The organism is Thermoactinomyces vulgaris, from assembly GCF_005886755.1.
Taxonomy (GTDB): domain Bacteria; phylum Bacillota; class Bacilli; order Thermoactinomycetales; family Thermoactinomycetaceae; genus Thermoactinomyces; species Thermoactinomyces vulgaris.
On record NZ_CP039710.1, the window covers coordinates 1,619,150 to 1,639,310 of the forward strand.

At 46.4% G+C, this 20,161-nt stretch carries 19 protein-coding genes; 1 reads left to right on the forward strand and 18 read right to left on the reverse strand.

The window, feature by feature from the left end; translation table 11 throughout:
• Window positions 1–8: 8 nt before the first annotated feature.
• From FA954_RS08260 to FA954_RS08290, 7 genes are all read right to left on the reverse strand, one after another.
• Window positions 9–986 carry a biotin--[acetyl-CoA-carboxylase] ligase gene (locus FA954_RS08260; protein WP_037995459.1) on the reverse strand — a complete coding sequence of 326 codons (978 nt, stop codon included), beginning with the start codon at window positions 984–986 and terminating at the stop codon, window positions 9–11.
• The gene (locus tag FA954_RS08265; RefSeq protein ID WP_037995462.1) at window positions 964–2,199 is read right to left on the reverse strand and encodes a CCA tRNA nucleotidyltransferase; all 1,236 of its coding nucleotides are present in this window, start codon (window positions 2,197–2,199) and stop codon (window positions 964–966) included. The genes FA954_RS08260 and FA954_RS08265 overlap by 23 nt, the downstream gene beginning before the upstream one ends.
• Window positions 2,200–2,213: 14 nt before the next feature.
• Window positions 2,214–3,338 carry an N-acetyl-alpha-D-glucosaminyl L-malate synthase BshA gene (gene bshA / locus FA954_RS08270; protein WP_049720012.1) on the reverse strand — a complete coding sequence of 375 codons (1,125 nt, stop codon included), beginning with the start codon at window positions 3,336–3,338 and terminating at the stop codon, window positions 2,214–2,216.
• Window positions 3,339–3,356: 18 nt separating this feature from the next.
• Window positions 3,357–4,058, reverse strand: coding sequence for a bacillithiol biosynthesis deacetylase BshB1 (bshB1, locus tag FA954_RS08275; protein WP_037995464.1), 702 nt, complete (start codon window positions 4,056–4,058; stop codon window positions 3,357–3,359).
• A 61-nt stretch (window positions 4,059–4,119) separates the two neighbouring features.
• The gene (locus tag FA954_RS08280) at window positions 4,120–5,115 is read right to left on the reverse strand and encodes a 1-aminocyclopropane-1-carboxylate deaminase/D-cysteine desulfhydrase (RefSeq protein ID WP_049720011.1); all 996 of its coding nucleotides are present in this window, start codon (window positions 5,113–5,115) and stop codon (window positions 4,120–4,122) included.
• 18 nt (window positions 5,116–5,133) lie between these two features.
• Window positions 5,134–5,934, reverse strand: a complete 801-nt coding sequence (gene dapB / locus FA954_RS08285) for a 4-hydroxy-tetrahydrodipicolinate reductase (protein WP_049720010.1) — start codon at window positions 5,932–5,934, stop codon at window positions 5,134–5,136.
• Window positions 5,935–5,966: 32 nt separating this feature from the next.
• On the reverse strand, window positions 5,967–6,299 hold the full coding sequence (locus FA954_RS08290; RefSeq protein WP_037995465.1) for a nucleotide pyrophosphohydrolase: 333 nt from the start codon (window positions 6,297–6,299) through the stop codon (window positions 5,967–5,969).
• 150 nt (window positions 6,300–6,449) lie between these two features.
• Between FA954_RS08290 and FA954_RS08295 the strand changes: the two genes are divergently transcribed.
• Window positions 6,450–7,340 (forward strand): YitT family protein, encoded by an 891-nt coding sequence (locus FA954_RS08295; protein ID WP_037995467.1) that lies wholly within the window; start codon window positions 6,450–6,452, stop codon window positions 7,338–7,340.
• Between the two features lie 576 nt (window positions 7,341–7,916).
• Here the strand turns inward: FA954_RS08295 and FA954_RS08300 are convergent.
• The 11 genes from FA954_RS08300 to FA954_RS08350 all read right to left on the reverse strand — a co-directional run bounded on the left by FA954_RS08300 (window position 7,917) and on the right by FA954_RS08350 (window position 20,127).
• Window positions 7,917–8,408, reverse strand: coding sequence for a restriction endonuclease subunit S (locus tag FA954_RS08300; protein WP_244932702.1), 492 nt, complete (start codon window positions 8,406–8,408; stop codon window positions 7,917–7,919).
• The gene (locus FA954_RS08305) at window positions 8,405–9,823 is read right to left on the reverse strand and encodes a class I SAM-dependent DNA methyltransferase (protein WP_037995470.1); all 1,419 of its coding nucleotides are present in this window, start codon (window positions 9,821–9,823) and stop codon (window positions 8,405–8,407) included. The genes FA954_RS08300 and FA954_RS08305 overlap by 4 nt, the downstream gene beginning before the upstream one ends.
• A 3-nt stretch (window positions 9,824–9,826) precedes the next feature.
• Window positions 9,827–13,075: a type I restriction-modification system endonuclease gene (gene hsdR, locus FA954_RS08310; protein WP_138615208.1), complete on the reverse strand. Its 3,249-nt coding sequence runs from the start codon at window positions 13,073–13,075 to the stop codon at window positions 9,827–9,829.
• Window positions 13,076–14,051: 976 nt separating this feature from the next.
• Window positions 14,052–14,840: a sporulation protein YpjB gene (locus FA954_RS08315; protein ID WP_138615005.1), complete on the reverse strand. Its 789-nt coding sequence runs from the start codon at window positions 14,838–14,840 to the stop codon at window positions 14,052–14,054.
• An 85-nt stretch (window positions 14,841–14,925) separates the two neighbouring features.
• Window positions 14,926–15,582 carry a DUF1405 domain-containing protein gene (locus FA954_RS08320; RefSeq protein ID WP_175413183.1) on the reverse strand — a complete coding sequence of 219 codons (657 nt, stop codon included), beginning with the start codon at window positions 15,580–15,582 and terminating at the stop codon, window positions 14,926–14,928.
• Between the two features lie 57 nt (window positions 15,583–15,639).
• The gene (locus tag FA954_RS08325; RefSeq protein ID WP_037995228.1) at window positions 15,640–16,428 is read right to left on the reverse strand and encodes a menaquinol-cytochrome c reductase cytochrome b/c subunit; all 789 of its coding nucleotides are present in this window, start codon (window positions 16,426–16,428) and stop codon (window positions 15,640–15,642) included.
• 26 nt (window positions 16,429–16,454) lie between these two features.
• The gene (gene qcrB / locus FA954_RS08330) at window positions 16,455–17,126 is read right to left on the reverse strand and encodes a menaquinol-cytochrome c reductase cytochrome b subunit (protein ID WP_037995230.1); all 672 of its coding nucleotides are present in this window, start codon (window positions 17,124–17,126) and stop codon (window positions 16,455–16,457) included.
• Window positions 17,127–17,153: 27 nt separating this feature from the next.
• Entirely contained in the window at window positions 17,154–17,651 is a 498-nt protein-coding gene (locus FA954_RS08335; protein WP_037995233.1) for a Rieske (2Fe-2S) protein, read from the reverse strand.
• Window positions 17,652–17,817: 166 nt separating this feature from the next.
• Window positions 17,818–18,273: a DUF2487 family protein gene (locus FA954_RS08340; protein WP_138615006.1), complete on the reverse strand. Its 456-nt coding sequence runs from the start codon at window positions 18,271–18,273 to the stop codon at window positions 17,818–17,820.
• Between the two features lie 59 nt (window positions 18,274–18,332).
• The gene (locus FA954_RS08345; protein WP_037995237.1) at window positions 18,333–18,881 is read right to left on the reverse strand and encodes a YpiB family protein; all 549 of its coding nucleotides are present in this window, start codon (window positions 18,879–18,881) and stop codon (window positions 18,333–18,335) included.
• Between the two features lie 115 nt (window positions 18,882–18,996).
• The gene (locus FA954_RS08350) at window positions 18,997–20,127 is read right to left on the reverse strand and encodes a hypothetical protein (RefSeq protein WP_138615007.1); all 1,131 of its coding nucleotides are present in this window, start codon (window positions 20,125–20,127) and stop codon (window positions 18,997–18,999) included.
• Window positions 20,128–20,161 lie beyond the last annotated feature (34 nt).

Genomic DNA, 20,161 nt, shown 5'->3' on the forward strand with positions numbered 1-20,161 from the left:
TCCGTTTTTTATTGCCATTCGATCTCCGCGGAATAAACCGGAACAACACCGGAAGAAGTCCGGATCAGCAATGCCCCTTGTTCATTCAAGTGTTCTGCCAAACCGGTGATGGTGCTTTGCGTGGAACGGGCCGTGATCACTTGCCCCAGCATCCCCGCTTTTTCTTCCCATTTTTTTCGAATGGGGGAAAAACCTTGTTGCAAATAAAGGAAATACGTTTGTTCCAGTTCTTTTAACAATGCCGCCACCAAAGAAGCGCGGTGGATTTTGCGACCCGTCTCCATGGCTAGCGACGTTCCGACATTCGCCAGTTCTTCCGGAAAATCTTTGGCTTCTGTGTTGACATTCATTCCAATCCCCATAATGACATAGTGGATCCGGTCGTGTTCCCCCCGGATTTCTGTCAAAATCCCGCACACTTTTTTTCCTTGCACCAAAATATCATTGGGCCATTTTATTTTTGTCGGCAAATTCGTTTCTTTCGAAATGGCCTCCTGAACCCCCACCGACGCCAGCAGGGTTAATTGGGACGCCTCCGCCAACGAAATGGGAGGGCGCAAAATCAGGCTCATCCAGATCCCCGACCTTGGTGGAGAATGCCAGGCTTTTCCCATCCTTCCACGCCCGTTCACCTGTTCCTCCGCGATTACGACGGCCCCTTCGGGAGCCCCGTCTTTTGCCCATTGATGAGCAATGTTTTGCGTGGAAGGCGTGGATTCGACATATCGGATTTCACACCCCAACCGCTCCGTCTGCAAATGGGGATAAATCTCTTCGGGAGCAACCCGGTCGGGGCGGTACCTTAACCGGTAGCCTTGTCGGGGTTTGGCCTCAATTTCATAGCCTTGTTTCCTCAGCTCTTCAATCTGTTTCCAAACGGCTGCGCGACTGCATCCGATCCGGCGGCTCAGTTCTTCACCTGACAAGGATTCGTCCGGATTCTCGACGAATAAGCGAACAATTTCATTTCTGATGGAGCGCTCCAATTTTACACCCTTCCTTCAGCAAAATTTCTTTCTCATTGGGAAGTTTTCCAAGTGCCACTTGTTCCAAAAGAACCTGCAGGACTTTACCAATCCACGGGCCTTTTTCCCATCCGCAGTGCCGGACGAAATCCCGGCCGCTTACCTTCAACTCCCGGGCTTGATGAATCTTCAGGCCGTTCCACCACTGTACAAGCTGTGAATCAGAAGGAATCCGCCGTGTGTCGGGGCCGGTCAGTTTGGCCAGATTTGCCGCGTTGGCCACAATCTCCGGCCCTTCTGCCAGCAAGAGACGGCACCAGTCTTCCCGGCTCATGGAATCAACCGGATCTTTCCACTGGGAAGCCAGCGAAAAACAAGCCGATATTTCTTTATTCTCCTTTTTGGAAAGCTTTAACTGGCGGAGCCGTTCCGCCAACTGATCCCGGCGGGTGCCGCATAAATGGAGCAGATACGCCCATCTCACCGTCCGGCTTTTCATCTGATCAATCCGTGGCGTTGCCTTCACCGCCTCATCCGGGAGATCCCACCGGCGAAAAGGAGGGAGGAAATGGATCAGGCGTGTTAGAAACAGAAGACGGAATCCTTGAGACACGGTATCGGCATCAAACATTTTGTTGAGTTCCGAAGTCACCCTTTCGACCGACAAATAGCTTCCCTTGTCCCGGTGCCGGCAGATGCCTTCTTCTGTCGCCGGATCCAAAACAAACCGGAATTGGTTGGCAAAGCGAATCGCCCTCAGCATCCGGAGTGCATCTTCCTGAAAACGTTCCGACGGATCGCCCACCGTGCGTATGATTCCTTCATCCAGATCTTTCCGCCCGCCAAAGTAGTCGATGATGCGGCCGTTTCGGTCCTTGGCCATGGCATTCATCGTAAAGTCCCGGCGTTTCAAATCCTCCTTCAACGATTGCACAAACTCCACTTTTTCCGGTTGCCGGTGATTAGAATATTTTCCATCGGTTCGGAACGTTGTCACCTCAACCGGGACTTTCTGTTCCACCACCATCACCGTTCCATGCCGGATTCCGGTCGGGATCACTTTTTCAAAGATCTCCATCACTTGTTCAGGCCGGGCATCAGTCGTTACATCATAATCTTGGGGAATCTTTCCCAAGCATTCGTCCCTGACGCATCCGCCAACCAAATAAGCTTGATAACCCGCTTGTTCCAGTTTCTCCATCACATGAAGCGCCGCCATTTTTCGATGGTCCATGGAAGATCACCAACTCACCCGTTAATCACCCGACGATAAATTTCTTCATATTGTTCAACGATCTTCATCCCGCTGAACACCGTTCTTGCTCTTTGCAGGCCCGCTTTTGCAAACGAATCATGCATCTCGGGATCCTGCAACAATTGAACGGCATAACCAGCCATTTCATCCACCGCGCCTACCGGGGACAAAAAACCGGTTTTCCCGTGTTCAACAACCTCCGGGATTCCTCCCGCATCAGATGCAACGGCCGGAACCCCGCAAGCCATGGCCTCCAGAATCACCAGACCAAAACTTTCCTTGGCAGAGGGAAGAAGCACCAAATCGGCCAGGGATATCAGCCGGGACACTTCATCCTGTTTTCCCAAAAAGATGACCCTGTCTTCCATCCCCCATTGTTTCACCTGATCAATCACCCGTGGAAGTTCGGGTCCTTCGCCCACCATCAACAACCGGGCCGGCACGGATTCACTCACCTTGCGGAAGATCTCAATCACATCCATCGGCCTTTTGACGGGACGAAAATTGGAGATGTGAAGCAACAGCTTTTCATCCGGATCCACATACTTTTTCCGAAGGTCGGAAACATCCCGCGGATAATACACCCTTGTATCAACAAAGTTGTAAATGCAGTCAATCCTCTTTTCGTAATCCTGACAAAAAAGGGATTTCGTTTGTTTGGCAAGATCCTCCGATACCGCCGTCACCGCATCACTCTGCCGGATTCCGAAACAAATAATGTCCCTCAGCGATGGATCTTCCCCCAACACGGTGATGTCGGTTCCGTGCAGGGTGGTGACGACCTTCAAATTTTCCCCCACCATTTGTTTGGCCAACACGGCGGCTATGGCATGCGGGACGGCATAATGAACATGGAGCAAGTCCAAATCATATGTTTTCGCCACTTGTGCCATCCGGCTGGCGAGCGACAAATCATAGGGCGGATACTTAAAAACCGCATACCGGTTGGCCTCAACCCCGTGATACCGGATATTTTGGTGAAAGTTTCCCAACCGGAAAGGCATGTCATATGTAATAAAGTGAATATCATGCCCTTTTTCGGCCAATAGTTTGCCCAGTTCGGTGGCTACCACGCCAGATCCCCCGTGTGACGGATAACAAGTAATCCCGATTCGCATCCAAATCCTCCTTCATCTTTAAAGAAAATCTTTTTTTACCGGATGAGGACTCACCAATCCTTCCCCATAGCGTGCACCGATTTGTTGCCCCCATAACTGATCCCGGCCTTGAATCATAGCCAAATATGCGGGCTGGTTCAGCGGGGTTTGAACCTGTCCTTCCCCGGGGGAAAACTGGCTGCGGTAGGCAAGCAAGGCTTGCTTTTTTAACTCGTAAACATCCGAAACGTCCACAACCACATCCGCTTCACCCATGTGATTAATAAAATAATAATAAACTTGCTCCACACGATGGGCTCCCTCGCCGCCAGGCGTTTCTTTCTTCCGGATGGCTGCGTCAAACACCGCTTCTGTGACCATTTTGCTGCACTGAACGTGATCCGGATGCCGGTCTTTCCAATAGGGGGCGAGCACCACACGGGGACGGAGCTTGCGGATCACCTGCGTCATTTTTGACAATTGTTCCTTGCTGCCGGTCAGCCCCCGGTCCGGGAAGCCCAGATAAATGCTTTTTTCCACTCCCAGGATCGCCTCGGCTTTCTTCGCTTCTTGTTTGCGAAGCTCCACCGTCCCGTTGGAAGAAAGCTCGGCATCCGTCAAATGACAAAAAGCAACAGAATAGCCGTTTTTTGTATGTTTTGCCACCAAGGCGCCCGCCCCGATTTCAATATCATCAGGATGAGCGCCAAATGCTAAAATATCAACGGTTGTAGTATTCACTTCACACCCTCTTTTCCTGTCTCATTTTTTATAAGTTCCCTGCTTGGTTTGGTGCTTGAAATCACGCTTCATCCTGTGAAAGGGAAGAAGCGTGGGTAAAGACAGCCGGAGTTCCGCCGGTGTGCCAAAATAACACGTGTTTATCCTTTAACAGCCCCTTCCGGGACCGGTCAATCAATCCCGACAGGGCTTTTCCCGTATAAACCGGATCGGCCATGATGCCTTCCAAACGCGCAAGCAGACGAATGGCTTCATTGCCATCTTTGGACGGGACCCCGTATTTTTTCCCGATGTATTGATCAAACAATTTCAAAGCATCCATGGAAACCGACTGGTCATGACCCACCCATGACAACAATTGGGAAGTGAAATTCCGAATCTCTTGATATAAAGTCTCTTTCGATTCCCAAACGCTGATTCCCATCAATTTCGTTTTTTGCGGATATAAATGAATCCCGGCCAGCAATCCGGCAATCGTCCCGCCGGAACCGGCTGCCACATAAATTTCATCAAAAGGAGGAAGCTGTTTCTTTTCCCGCTGTTCCTCCAGCTCTCTCCAAGCGCGAAGGTAGCCGTAATCTCCGACCGGAGTTGATCCGCCGACCGGAATGGTGTAAGGTTTTTTCCCTTCTTTTTCGGCTTCGGCCGCTTTCTCTTTCATCGCCTGATACAAATTTTTTGATCCATAAACCCCTGTTGTGAACATGGTCGCTCCCATAATATGATTCAGCAGCAAGTTTCCTTGCCGCATCCCCATATGGCGACCGGCAAAACATAACCAGGTCTCCATGCCGGCCTTATTGGCAACCGCAGCCGTCAGCCGGGCATGATTGGATTGGGGGCTGCCTCCGGTGATCACCAGATCACACCCCTTGGCCAAAGCATCCCCGATCAAATATTCCAATTTCCTGAGTTTATTTCCCCCAAACATCAGTCCCGTCAAATCATCCCGTTTGATCCATAAACTTTTCAACCCCAAGTGCTCTGCGAGACGAGGCAACGGTTCAAGCGGAGTAAAACCATCCAGGATTACAAAATGATTCATCGGATGAGGCACGGTTCCATTCTCCTTTGATCACAACTCCAAGATATTTTCCAAACCGTAGACCAGCTTGTCCAACGTCATCACTTTTTCAATCGCCAATTTCACGCCCGGCATGAACGATTCCCGGTCGAAAGAGTCATGCCTTACCGTCAGCAATTGCCCATCGCCGCCAAACATCACTTCCTGGTGAGCGACCAATCCGGGCAACCGGACACTGTGAATCCGGAAACCGCCGACATAAGCGCCCCGGGCCCCTTCGAGCAACTCTTTTTCTTCCGGATGTCCTTGTTTTAATTCAACCCGGCTTCTCTGAATCATCTCGGCTGTTTTGACCGCCGTTCCCGAGGGGGCGTCCAGTTTCCGGTCATGATGGGATTCCACAATTTCCACATGGGGTAAATATTTCGCCGCTTTTTGCGCAAAAACCATCATCAATACAGCACCAATGGCAAAATTGGGAGCAATGATCGCACCCACCCCGGTTTGTTCACTCATTTCCCGGAGGGATTTTATATCCGATTCAGACAACCCGCTGGTTCCCACCACCGGACGAACGCCCGCCTCCATGGCGAGTTCCATATTTTCTTTCACCACTTCCGGTGTCGTAAAGTCCACCAATACATCCGCCCGGGTTTTACTGATGGCTTCGAGTGTGGAGGAAACAAAGGAGACCCCCAACGGCCCGATTCCAATCACTTCTCCGACATCCTTTCCCGCGTGGGTTCGGGATGTGGCTCCGACCAGTTCCAAGTCTTCGGTTTTTGTTAACATCTTCACAACTTCCCGTCCCATTCTTCCGCTTGCTCCGGCTACGATGACTCGAATCTTCATGGTGTTTCGTCTCCTCTTCTCCCTTGATGTTTTTATTTGTCTTCAATCCGCGTCCAACGGTCGGCATCCCGCGTTTGGTATTTGTCCATCACTTTTTGGTAAGCCTCTTCCAAATCGATGTCCAACGAGTTGGCAAAACAAGTAATGATAAACAAAAGATCCCCCAACTCATTTTCAATCGAATTTTCTTCCTCCTCCGGCTTTTTGGGTTTTTCGCCGTAGCGGTGATTCACTTCCCGCGCCAGCTCCCCCACTTCTTCCGTGAGGCGGGCCAGCATGGATAACGGATGAAAATATCCTTCCTTAAACTGACCGATATATTGATCAACCTCTTTTTGGAGGTCATTGATCGTTTTGCCTGCCATTGCTTCACCCTCCTGCTCCATACTCATGTTAACGTAAAATACTGTACAAACTCAATCTCCTTCATTATACCGATCTTTTTCAAGCATTGAACCTGGAAATCAGGGCATGTATAATATATCGGAAATGATCCTTTGACAAGGAGAATCCAAATGAAAAAAAACAAAATTCTTTTACATATTTCCAAGATCGTGATCCTTTTGACCGGTTCACTGATTTTTGCCATGGGGATCAACTATTTTGCCATCCCCAGCAATTTGGCTGAAGGAGGATTTACCGGGATCAGCCTGCTTCTGTTTTATTTGTTCGGCTTTTCGCCCGGTCTGGTGATCCTGCTTTTAAATATACCTCTTCTCTTTGTCGGATACAAAGTATTTGGAAAACAATCCTTTATTTATACGATCCTTGGGATCGCCTCTTCCTCCTTTTTCTTGGAAATCACCAAAAACATTGTCACATGGTTCGGTCCCCCGCCGGAAGACACCTTATTGTGCACTTTGTATACCGGAGTGTTGGTGGGAATCGGCCTGGGGCTCATTTTCCGGACCGGCGGCACGACCGGCGGCGTGGATATTATCGCCCGGCTTGTAAACAAATTTTACGGCTGGAGCATCGGCCGCACCATGTTGATGTTTGATTTCGGCGTCATTCTCTCATCTGTCTTTATTATCGGGCTGGACATGGCCATGTACACGTTGGTTTCCGTTTTTATCAGCGCACGGGTCATCGACTTTGTCATTGAAGGTTTAAACGCATCCAAAGCCGTCACCATCGTGTCCAACCGCCCTCAGGAATTGGCCGGCACCATTGTCAAAAAGATGGATCGCGGCGTCACCATTTTGACCGGACGCGGCGGATACACCGGGAAAACGCGCGAGGTTTTGTATGTGGTGGTTGGCCGCAACGAACTGCCCAAACTGAAACAAATCGTCCATCAAATCGATCCGCAAGCTTTTGTCGTTGTCGGCGATGCCAGAGATGTCCTGGGCGAAGGATTCAGTTATGAAAAAACCATCGCTTACAGCAATCACCATCGGCCCTGAACCGGAAAGCCCTTGAAACAGGGGTTTTCCGGTTCTTTTTTGTTTTTCCTTTCCCATGCACTCCTGTTTGTCGGTGTTTGGAAGGGTTTGTTTGTGTTGCAAACTTGTTTACATTATGATTAACGGGTTTGATCGTTTTCTTTGCCCGCGTCACTAAATCCCATGATCTTGACATTTGTTTTTGACAAAAACTGATTGCTTTCTACGAATAAAAATAAGAAGCGCCCAAAACCATGATTCCATTCCCTAAATCAAAAGAGCTGCCCGGTTGGAAGGCAGCTCTTTGATTTACTCAATCGATTTCGATTACCTTTGAAATTTCTAAAATTATTAATAATTTAATTCTCTTACAACCCCAGTAGTCCAAAATAACTCTTTGGAAACTGGATTTTATTTTATTATTGTTAATCTTTTAATTGACCTTGAATATTAATAATACCCCATCTTTCCTTTTCCAATCCATACCCCTCTCGAGGTTAGCAGGTGGGAGCAATCCGCTTCTACCTCTACTTCGTCACTTGCCTTTATTGATAAAAAAGCTGGGAAGTTCCCAGCTTTACGGAAAGAATTATATGATCAGTTAAATTCAAGTTCTTGTTGGACATTTTTTTCTTGATTTTTGGTAGTTGGTTTAATTTGTTTCAGCAGCGTTTCTTTCAGGAGCTCAATAGCACTTTCCTCTCCAGGGTTATTTGTGCCAAGTTCACCACGAAAGGCTTTAAGAAGAATTGATTGTTTTAACTGATTTAATTTCTCTTCTAAACCAATCAACTGCTTGGCTTCATTGATTTTGTCCAACAGGGATTCAACACGTTGGACAATTCTTTTTTGTTCCGGAAGGGGTGGGAGGGGAATAGGATATTCGATAACATCCTTTGATTTAAAAATCTCATCAGCGTATTTACTTGGTTCAATACTTTTTTGACTTAGTTTATTGTCGTTTAAGGATTTCAATCTCACCCACACCCAATTCTCCGGCACAGGGTAAGGCTGCTCCTCCTCTGGCACCAACGCTTCCTCCAGCAACTCCTCTAACGTCTTTCCCTTTTTCCCCTGCTTCTTACTCACTTGCATCCCCCCTCGGTCACTTTCAATTCGTGAACGACTTCATTTAAAAGCGCGATGGCCTGTTCCAGCTTGGCGATGGCTTCTTCGGCAGATTCAATGGGATCGGGCAGATTCTCATAGTCGGAAAGAGATTTGTCTGCGATTAAGCCTAAGTCCAGCGTATCTCCTTTGGCGGCGATTTCTTCACGGGTATAGCAGGACCAGCGTGGGTCGTCCACTTGATGGCGGTCTTCGGCGGTGTATGCTTCAATAAAATCTGCAAAATGCTCTTCGGTGAGCGGGTTGCGTTTGCCGAAGCTGGGCATGTTGGTGCGCAAGTCGTAGAACCAGACTTCTTTCGTGTTCCCGTGATCAGTCACACCCCGGGTAAAAAAGAGAACGTTGGTTTTAACACCCTGAGCATAGAAAATCCCCGTAGGCAGACGCAAAATGGTGTGCAGGTTGCATTTGTCCATCAAATCGGCCCGCACTTTGCGGCCATCACCGTCCTGGAAGAGAACATTATCGGGTAAGACGACAGCTGCACGGGCTTTGCCATTGGGTTTTAAGGCTCGGTAAATATGTTGCAAAAAGTTGAGCTGTTTGTTTTTCGTAGGGTAGGTCAGGTCATCCCGGGTGGGGCGCTCCCCCCCTTTTTTGGTTCCGAACGGCGGATTGGACAGGATCACATCCATGTTCATCATTTCTTTTCCCAAGTTGGAAAGGGAGTCCCCCAGTAAAATATTGCTTTTCAGGCCGTGCAACATGGCGTTCATCAAAGCCAGCCGGTGGGTATCCAACACCAGTTCACAACCGCTGAACTGCTCGTTGATGAAAAATTCCGCTTCCTGCTGAGTCATTTCAAACGTGTCTTTAATTTTCTCCACATGTTGGGCAGCAGCGATCATAAAGCCAAAAGTTCCTGCTGCAGGGTCATTGCAACGCTCCATCGGCTGGGGATCGATCAGTTTGACCATTACATTGACCAGCGGGCGAGGGGTAAAGTACTGACCTGCTCCCGATTTTTTCTCGCTGGCGTTTTTCTCCAGTAATCCTTCATAAAGGTTGCCCAGTCCTTCTTCCTTGGCGCTGTACCAATCCAACTGGTCAATTGAACGGATAATTTTTTCCAAATTGCGGGGTTCTTCAATATTGGTAGAGGCGTTGGTGTATATCTTTTTCACCAATCCTTCTCCTTCTTCGCCGAGGTGGATCAGCAGTTTCCGGTAAAAGGTGTGCATTTCTAAACCTTGTTTGGACGAAAGATCATCCCAACGATATCCTTCCGGGAGAAGGTATTCTTCTCCCGTTTCTTTCAACATTTTGAGAAATAAAAGATAAGTGAGCTCCGTTACATACTGATGGTATGTAATTCCGTCGTCGCGCAAGACATTACACAGGTTCCAAAGTTTTTGTACAATCTCTTGGTTGGTCATCTTCTATGCCTTCTTTCTAGTCTGGAATAATGCGTGGTTAATTTTTGTCAAAACTTCTTGAAGCTGTCCTTTGAAGATGGCATCCAATTTTTTGTAACCGCCATGCCGTTTAAAAGGCTCCACTTCAAAGGCGGTTTTGGCATCAGGTCCCAGCACCGTCTCTGCGAGAAGTTGTTTTTCAATGCGTTTCAGCCACTTTTTCTGCATGGGGTTCCATCTCTGCATCCGGTAAATTCCTTCCATCGCACGTTTCACCCGTTCTTCGTGGCTGATCAGCGGCTCACCGAGGATGCGTTGGCGAATAAAGCTGATGATATCCGCCAAAATTTCCTGATTAGTCATATCCCTCCAGGCAGTGCGCAGGTTAGCTTCACTGTAGCCATGGCGATCCAGCTCCCGTTTCAGTTTGCGAAGATCCTCCCGTGTCAAATCACTGGGGCGGGTGCAAATGATCTCGAGTGCAGGGATCAAATTCATGTTCCTCTCGATAAACGCTTCAAATTCATTAAGAAAATCCTCGGGCTTTTCTGCATTTCCATATCCCTGCGTGTGAGAAACCATTTCATCCTCATGCTCGGAAATCCATTTCTTTTTCGGCGAGGGTCTGGCCTGATCCAACTGTTCAAAGAGATCTGTCTGCTTTTTCAGCGCCTCACTCACTTCTTCCAATGGAGCATTTTTTAACCAATGTACATACTCATTGATGTTTTTTCCTCCCGACAAATGCTCAAAAAGTTTCATATCTTCTTCTGTCATATTTCGTTTCTTACGCTGAATCTTGGCAATGATCTGCTCCACATGGTTCCTTCGGGCTGACGGTTCATCCAAACTTAAACACTCATCCACCAATTGTATAAAAGAAACCTTGGGATTGACAGCCACCGGTTTCATATTGCTCACTTTTTCCAATGCTTCGTAAAGACCGACGGCATCAAAAATTTTGAAATGAGTTTTGTTGATTTCCGGACATGTACGGGTGGCCCGTCCCAACATTTGTTCATATAAAATACGGGAACGAACACGGCGCAAAAAAACCAGATTACAAATCTTAGGCACATCAACACCTGTCGTCAAGAGGTCCACCGTAACTGCAATATTCGGGTAAAACTCGTTTTTATAGCGGCGAATGGCTTCTGACGGATCATGGATGGAAGCGGTGATCTTCATAATCGCATTGTCATCCAAATTTTCATAGAAGAGTTGCATCTCCTCTTTTAAAATGCGGACTACCATATCGGCATGATTATCGTTCACCGCAAAGATGAGCGTTTTTTCATCGCTGGTTGGATCTAAGTAGCCATTTTCCACCAAATATTTGAGAATGGTACGGTTAAAGTTTTCAGTGATGACCATCTTGTTAAACTGATCCACCTCGACAGCTACCTCATCAGGCAGTTCAATGGTATCCACTTCACCGGTTCCTGTATTGTATACAGCAACCTTCTCCCCAACTTTCCAGGTAATCCCGTATTTTTTCAGCTTGGTATCAAGCTGGTTCGGGGGTTCATGGTCAACCAGATAGCCGTCAATCACGGCATCCCGATAGGAATAGGTAAAAACAGGCCTTCCGAAGATTTGAATCGTATGCAGAGCCGGGGTAGCGGTCAGCCCGATTTTTACCGCATCGAAATAATTCAAGACTTTTGTATATTTGCTGACATAGTCGCCATGATCACGAAACTGGTATTCCAGCTCTGTCATTTCTTTATCCAGGGTATATCCCCGGTGCGCTTCATCGACGAGAATACAGTCAAATTGATCAATAGACGGCTTGGAAAGGTGTTTGGACCCCCCCATAATGCGTCGGACCATGGCCTGAACCGTGGAAATGACCACTTTTGTTTCCGGATTGGGCTCTTTTTCCTTTAATCCCTGCAGTTCATAGAGTTCGGTAAAGGTTTGTAAGTTTTCCAGTTTCGATTCCTTAAATGCAATTTCCGCTTGCTCACCTAAAGCATTCCGGTCTACCAAGAACAAAATCCGTTTAAACCGTCTAGTTTTAATCAAACGATAGATGAGCCCAATCGCCATTCGTGTTTTACCTGTACCCGTCGCCATCGCAACCAAAATTCGCTGTTGTCCTTCCGCTATGGCTTTTTCCACAGCACGGATGGCGTCATTCTGGTATTGACGCAATTCCAGATATGTCAACGGTTCATCTTGAAGGCTCTGGTTGGTTGACTCGACATCTTGTTTCAGAAGATCGATCAGCCCTTGAGGAGTATACCATCCCATCAAAGGTTTAGCCAAGTTAGACGACCGGCGCAGATCTTGAAACCAAATTCCGGATTTTTCCTTATATTGTGGGAGATAAGGACGTCCATTGGCTGCAAATACAAAGGGAACCCTGTAATCTCTCCAGCGTCCCACGAGCTCTTCTTCTCCGTGTACTTTGACATGTTTGGCATATTTTTTAGCTTGTTCCAGATCAGAAAGAACATCTTTGCCCTTTCTTTTGGCTTCTACAATGGCTACCAATTGAAGACCAACAAAAAGAGCATAGTCGGCAGTTCCATATTCGAGCGGCCACTCGGCAATTGCTCTGTTTTTTCCTTTTTGTGGCCGTGTTCCTTTAGAATAACGAAGTAGCCGGGAGTCCACTTCCCATCCCGCTTCTTCTAACTGTTGATCAATAAGTTTTCTCGTTTCTTCTTCAGTGAGATAAAGTTTAGTCGCTTTTTGACGGGCCCGTCGCCGCCTTTCAAGGATTTTTTCACGACTTGAATTTTCCCTCCTCAGTTGATCCAATTCCTCCTGTAAATACTTAACCTTTTCATCATAAATCTGTGTAAGTTCCTCCAACTGCTGTTTCAGAGCTTCCAAAGGTTCCGAAGGATCAGGCGGAGAAGGGAGAACAAATGGTTTGGCCTCAAAATTCCATTCTCCATAGCTCTGCATAAACCAAACAGCTAAGTTATACGCCAAAGAAAGTTGAGTTTTGGCTTCCTCGAAAGAATCATAGCCTTCGTGAGCTGCTTTATTCCCCGCTTTACGAAGTGAATGAAATACAGAGGCAAGCTGTCGGTCGATAATGTCTTCCCCTTCCAGAAGGTGGATCAAACTGACCAATCGGGAATCTTCGGGTTCAGACATGTTTTCCAAAGCCAGCAGATATTTTACCATTTTTTCTCCGAAAAGCCGGAGTTTAAGTAAAGTAGTATTCGGGTCATGATATAAATTTCGTTCTGCCAGTTCCCCTAAGCTCGCTAACAACGGCCAACGATCAGTAAGAAAAACGAAGTTGCTTTTCATACCCACCGGAACACACTCCTCATGATGCAAGAAAATATAAACACTTTTGGTTATTGGAGGAAAATGAAATTTCATAAAAAATATATGTAATTCTATTCTACTATCTTTTTAATTAAAAAAGTATGCCTTTTTAGATCTTGTTGCACAACTAAAATAAAACCCATTGAAATTTAGCGTTTCCAAGACGCTTTTAAAGTGTTAAAACCGAATCAAAAAAACTTTCTATTATTACTTGTGTGACTGGATAAATTTCAGATTGCTGAATACAGACTGAAAAAAACTTGTGATCATTTTAAGCAACACTTGGCAGCAGCATTAAAATAGGATACTCAGCTGCGTGAGGGATCAAATGAGTGCACTGAGTATCATATACTTTGAACGGCTCCTGAATAAACAAAAAATTTCTTATTTTAAATAAATTAAGTGTATAATCAAAGAAACAAAAAAGGGAACAAGAGATAGGCAGGCTTGCGAGTAGGAAAAAACTCCCCCGCCTGACGCTCTCTCATCCCCACAGCTGAAGACAGGAATTTTCCTCGCTTGCGAAGATATAAACATTTCCCATAATAAAATGTCTTTATTTTAAGATCCTTTACCCGGCTTCAAACGAACTTTTCGCCTGTTCATCATGTGAAAACAAATCCAAACCAACAATTAAAGATTTTGATTGGCTGCCTATCAATTCTCTCCTTACCTACTTGACGATCACTTTCGCTAACTCTATTCTCTCCTCGGTATCATAACTTTTTGCCATCTCCTAAAAAAACACTTTTCCATACCCTGTTTTCCCATCAAATCGAAAGTCATAACTGTCAGTATGGCAATCCAAGACAGAAATATCGACCGGAAACTTTTTATGTATCAAAAAGCCAAGAAGCTTAAGACAATCTTAAGCTTCTTCTTTGATCTCATTGATAAAATCAATCCATGAAAAGAAAATATCTGTAATTGAAAGCACATTGATTTTAAACACGTTTTAGTCCGTCACCTTTTGAGTGCGCGGATATCTCCGCCAACTGACATAAGCCAGGACACCGGCAATCAACCCGGAGATCCATCCTCCGATTTTTAATAACACTTCTTTTTCATCCCAAGGGGACACCATGGACAAGACATCTTTTTCGGAACCGAAAAATAACGGGTCCAAAAGCCTTTCCCATTGCCGGATTCCCCGCTCGCGTTCGGCCCAATCATTGGTCTTCCGGATCCATGTCATCAATGAGTCCAGTTTTTGTACTGTTGTTTCGCTTTTACTGATCATGACCGCCGGACGGATCAATTGGTAATGCTCATAAAACTGATCAATTTGTTGCTTGTAACCTTTTTCATTTTTCGCTTTGATTTCATTCTTGATCTGCCCGATATCCCGCTTGAACTCGCCGTAATACTGATGCCACATCGGCTGATGGGGATGAGACACAGCATCAAAAGCCATTTGCATGCGAAGCGCGGAACGGTGAATTTCGGCATGATTGGGCCGGATTTGGTTCAGATTCCGCTCCACATCCATGATCACCCCCGATAACATATGAATCGCGGGCACCGTTAATTGTTTGTCCACCCAATTGGATTTGGAGAACTTTTGAGACAAGGCGGTTAGTTTTTCCCTTGCCGATAAATAATCTTTCTCCTCAATGCTTTTCATCACTTCATTGGCCAACCCGGACCAGGATTGGCTTTCATCAAAAAAGCCTTCATTGGCTTGTACTCTTTCAATCGGGACGATCCATAACACCATCAACAAAGTCCAGATGATCCATCTCAAAACCACTCCCTCCCGTTCACCACCGATAGTACAAGTTTATTTGCCCTCTCATCCGGTTATGTCCACCAAACAAAAAAAGCCGGTATCATTTCCCGGCTGAAAACCAAAGATCATAATTCCATTTTCGGTGAGAACTGTTCAACATGGACAAGGTTGCAAAGAAAAGCAATGTCGTCAAGCTTAACAGCAACGTAAAATAACCGACCAAATGGTCATAAGGCTCCAACGGGGGCGCCAGCCACGGATGGATATCGAGTCCGTAGTCCAGAGCATCATTGAACAAAGTCCACCCACCGACAATCAAAATTTCCCGGACCCCATATGTATAAAAAGGAGCATACAAAACAGCCTGCAAAGCCATTCCCAGATGAGAGCCGATCAACATCCAATGTTGCCAGGTCAACGCCTCCATAAAAGGACGCGAATCCAACATTCCTCCCAAAATGATCATCACCACGGCCCATATGCCGTATTTCACCAAAGTGATGGAAGCGAATGCCTCCAAAAGCGGGCTTCTGCGATGGCAAAGATAAGAGAGCAGGACCAGGCAGAAAAAAGTACTGGCGGTGGGACTGTCGGGAACAAAAATATTCAGGTATTTCGGCTCTGTCCAAAGGAGTTGATTTTTGTACCAATAAAATCCGTAAATGGATCCCAGCAAATTGATCACAAACAAAACCTGCAAAAAAAACCGTTGTTCCATGATCCACAACCACTTCTGTTTGAGGACAGCAATGCTCATTGATATTCCTCCTTTGAAACAAAAACCTGGTTGCCAAAGCAACCAGGTTTTTTCATCTTATTTTTGCGTCTGTTTTGTCAACCATTCAACCAGTACTTTTTCCTCTGCAGGGCTTCCTTGGAACATTCCGGCAGGCATTGCCCCCCGGCCTTCTTCAACAATTTTGGTGATTTGATCAGCTGATAATTTGTTTCCAACGCCCAGCAAGCTCGGTCCGTTTTTCCCTTCCAGGTTCTCGCCATGGCATTTGATACAAGCATTTTCAGAATAAATTTGATACCCTTGAGAGTCTTTTGCCACGACTTCCGTATTTTCCGGTGCTTCGCCGGGTGCAGACTCCAATTGCTGTTCATGCTCGTATTCCGCTGCCCATGTTAATGCCGAAATCGCAATCAAGGTCGTCACCATAATCCCTGTGGCCACCGGACGTTTCAAAGGGCGGCGATCCTTGCTGCGATCCAGCCACGGGGCAAGCATCAATGCCGTAAAAGCGATCCCCGGCAAGATCACGGTACCCACAACCACAAATTTCCCAGCTGCCCATTTGTACTTCAGCAATTGGTACAAAAACAAGAAGTACCAGTCAGGAACAGGCAAAAAGCTGGTGTTGGTCGGGTCGGCAAGCTCACCGAGCGGGGGTTCTTCCGACATGACCAAGGTCATGAAACCCACCAAAAAGACAACTGCAACCATCCACTCTTTTAAAAGGAAGTCCGGAAAAAAAGCTTCCGTTTTTCCTGGAAACTCAGCGTAGTCCTTCGGATATAACTTCGGACGGTCAGCACGAACGCGTGAGTCTCCCACATAGTGGACTTGTTTGTCGTTTCCTTCTTGATTATGTGCCAAAGTGGATCCCTCCTCACGCGCAGACCTTATAGAGGTCCGGATATGCCCTGACGACGAATCAGGATAAAGTGTGCACCCAACAGCGCAAGCAATGCAGCCGGGAGGAAGAACACATGCAGAGCATAAAAACGTGCAAGAGTCTGAGCACCTACGATGTCTCCCCCTTGCAGGAATGTTGCGATGTAAGGCCCGATCACCGGCACAGAAGCCGCGATTTCAACCCCTACTTTGGTGGCAAAATACGCTTTGTTGTCCCACGGCAACAAATAACCTGTAAATCCAAGGCCCAACATGACAAAAAAGATCAACATTCCGATAATCCAGTTAAATTCACGCGGATGTTTGTAAGATCCTGTGAAAAACACGCGCAGGGTATGTAAAAAAAGCATGACGATCGCCACACTTGCACCCCAGTGATGCATGCCCCGCACAATGACACCCATTGCAACCTCATTTTGCAGATAATCCACGCTCCGGTGAGCGTTTTCAATATCCGGAACATAACTCATTGCCAAAAACATGCCGGATAGGATTTGAATAACGACGACAAAAAAAGTCAATCCACCAAAGCAATAAATAAAAGCAGAAAAGTGGTGAGCCGGGTTCACGTGTTCCGGCACCTCATGGTCCGCAACATCGCGCCACAACGGCGTAATATCCAACCGCTCATCCACCCAATCATAAATGGCGCGCAGCACTTGCTACACCTCCGTTTCAGCAACCATTTACTTCTTGATTAGCGGTCCAATCAATAACTTTCCATCTTGCACTTTCGTTTCATAGCGATCAAGAGGTGCTGATGGGGGGGTACCCGGGACGTTGGTCCCATCCTTCGTGTACCGGCCAAAGTGGCAGGGACAGAAGAACTGGTTTTTAAACTGCGGGTTGCTGTTCCAGTTTACGGTACATCCCAAATGCTTGCAAACAGGGGACAAAGCCACAAATTCACCGTTTAACTTCAGCACCCAAGCAGTCATCTGTTCCCCTTTAGGCGGGTTGTACCAGCCGTCTTTACGGTGAACCGTAAAACGTACTTCCTTTGGTGTATCGGTAATTTCATCCACGCTCAAACCAACGTCGTGGAATTCGCCGCCTTCTCCTTTTCTGAGTAACGGATCAGCAACAAACCGAACCATCGGGAAAAGGACTCCCGAAGCAAGGAAAGCACCGGTCCCACCTAATGTGTACGTTAAAAATTGCCGGCGGGAAACTTTCTTACTCACGTTTTGTCCGACCTCCTTCTATCCGGCTTACCGTCCACTCGGACCGGAATCTATGCTAGGACACTTTCATCTTTTACTAGGACATATACATGATAGCGAAAGCTTTCCATAAAAGTCAAGGAAGGGTTCAGACTTTCAAGGACAATGTTCCCAAAAATCTTGAACATTAAGATTGATGTTGCCAGAGTTCCAACACTTTTTCATAAAGTTTCCGGGTTTCTTCCTCCATTTCTGATTGGGTGGCCTCCGGTGAAAGTTCCATGGCATGGAACAACAAGTTTTGCTCATTTTCCCCGTAACTCTTTTCCACCAACGCTTTCAATCTCCCGTCGTAAACGATGACAAAATAGTTAAAACCAGATTGCCTGATATCTTTTATTATTTCATGAAAATACGATTTAAAAACCTCCGGGTTTTGTCCCGTATATGAAATGGACGGCAAGAGCAACAACCGCCCTGTTAAAGTTTTTTCCAGTTCTTCAGCAAAATATCGAACCATTTTCCCGTTTTTAATATCCAAATCTTTTTCCTTGATCCGGACGGAGGCAACAGGCAGGCACAATGTATCCACAAATGCCGCCACTTCCTTCCAACCGTCCTGATTGATTTGATCCAGTCGCATCTTGTAACCTTCTTTCCAAAAAAAATGCCCAGCTTCTGCTGAGCATTATAACGAATATATCATGTGGACTCCAGTATTTCCTTCCATTGTTTGCTAAGTTGTAAAAATGTTTCAACATCTCGCTTGGCCAAAGCATCATCAATTTGTTCGTACAAACGTTTTTTTTCAAAATCCTTTACCGCCTGATCCAGAAGCATCTCCGCAAACAGACTCAGCAAATGGTCTTGCACCAAGTCATGTTTCTCCATGGAATAAACCTCCAATACCGCGGTAAATTTGGAACACGAGAAACGTTTTTTAAAATACAAACCGATATATAGCTCTTCATGGGGATACGCCCGGATATCGTCTAAAGCCGTCTCCACATTCGTATACACCCGTCTGTTTTTCGTAAAACGAAATGGGACCATTTTACTGCAACGGGTTGATATAATCATGGATTTGGGCAGGTTGCGGACATGATCCACAAAACGGACTTTTTGGAGCAACCGGTCATCGGAAAGCAAATAACCGAGTAACCATGCCGCTTCTTTTTTCTGCAAATCGTAATTTTCCAGGAACCAATGAATGAATGATTTTTTCTTTGCCACAGACACGTTGCTTTTCATATTCCCCCCCACCCCTTGTGCCGTTTGGAAAATTCATTTTATTCCGGCTGCAATCCGGAAACAAGCCGTTTCCGGGTACAACATGTTTTCGGCGCCAAGGACATTGATTCCTGCCTCAGGTCCTTTGGAGGAACCCTTCCTCGATCGCACGCTCCCTGAAGGCCGAAATCCCGTATAACCATTTGACTCCGGATGGTGTAAGGGAAATATATTGTTCCTCTTCTTCCCGGCCGATCTTCAGCACTCCGAGATGCACCATCATTTTCAGCACTTTATGGAAAACGCTTTCTTTTGTTTCGTAATAAAAAGGGTTGAGCCAGGATTCCGTTGCCTGATAAACCGTAACCGTCCGGATCCATCCCGGATAAGCCAACAACGCGATCAAACGAATGACCATCGGCAACTGTGGAACCGCCCGCCGGTAAAGACGTATCCAAAACCGGACCATTTCTTTTCCGTGGTCAATCTGTTGCTTCTCTTGATTATTTAATTTCCCCGAACCTTTCTCCGTTAAACACAAATATCCATCTTTATCCTCTATAAAATATCCTTTGTAATAGGCATAATCATACAATAGTGAAAAACGGTCCGGATACAGATGATAACAACGGCCGAATCCAAACCGGGGGCCTTTTTTGGAAATCGGCTCTTCCGGGACATAAAACGTTTGAAACATTTGCTTTTGTTGATTTTTATAGATCGCCCCGTCCAAGGTCAACCGGACAATTTCCTTTTTTAAGAACAGGAGGAAATGATCCAAGTCGTGAAGCAATTGGTTTTGTTCATCACGATAAACCGCCGGTGGATCCTCCCGGTAACTTCCTTTCAACCGGAAAGGCTTGAGCAAAATCTCACTCACTTTTTTCCGCAAATCGGAAGGAACATGATACAGCGATTGCGTACGATGGGAATAGCCGGGAAAAATCCACCCTCTTTTCAACGACTCCACAATGAACCGGCGCGGCTCGCCTTTCTCTCCGTCCAAGGCTGCCCTCCCTTTGGCCAGAAGTTCTTCCATGGAGTATTGAAGGCTCGGATCCAACATGATCAATTGCAGAAAACGGAATTCATATTTGTCGAGGGAAGCAATTTGCTCCTCCAGCTGGTTTTTTTTGTTCATGCGCTGCAACAACGACCGGATCAGGTCATATTTGGAACTGGAATTTTGATTTTCACACCCGTAGTACCGGTTCATTCGTTTCAGCTGTTCAATGTCCGCATAGGTTAACCATTCTGCCATGTTCACCGTCCATCTTCCTCCTCGAAGACTCGTTATTTTT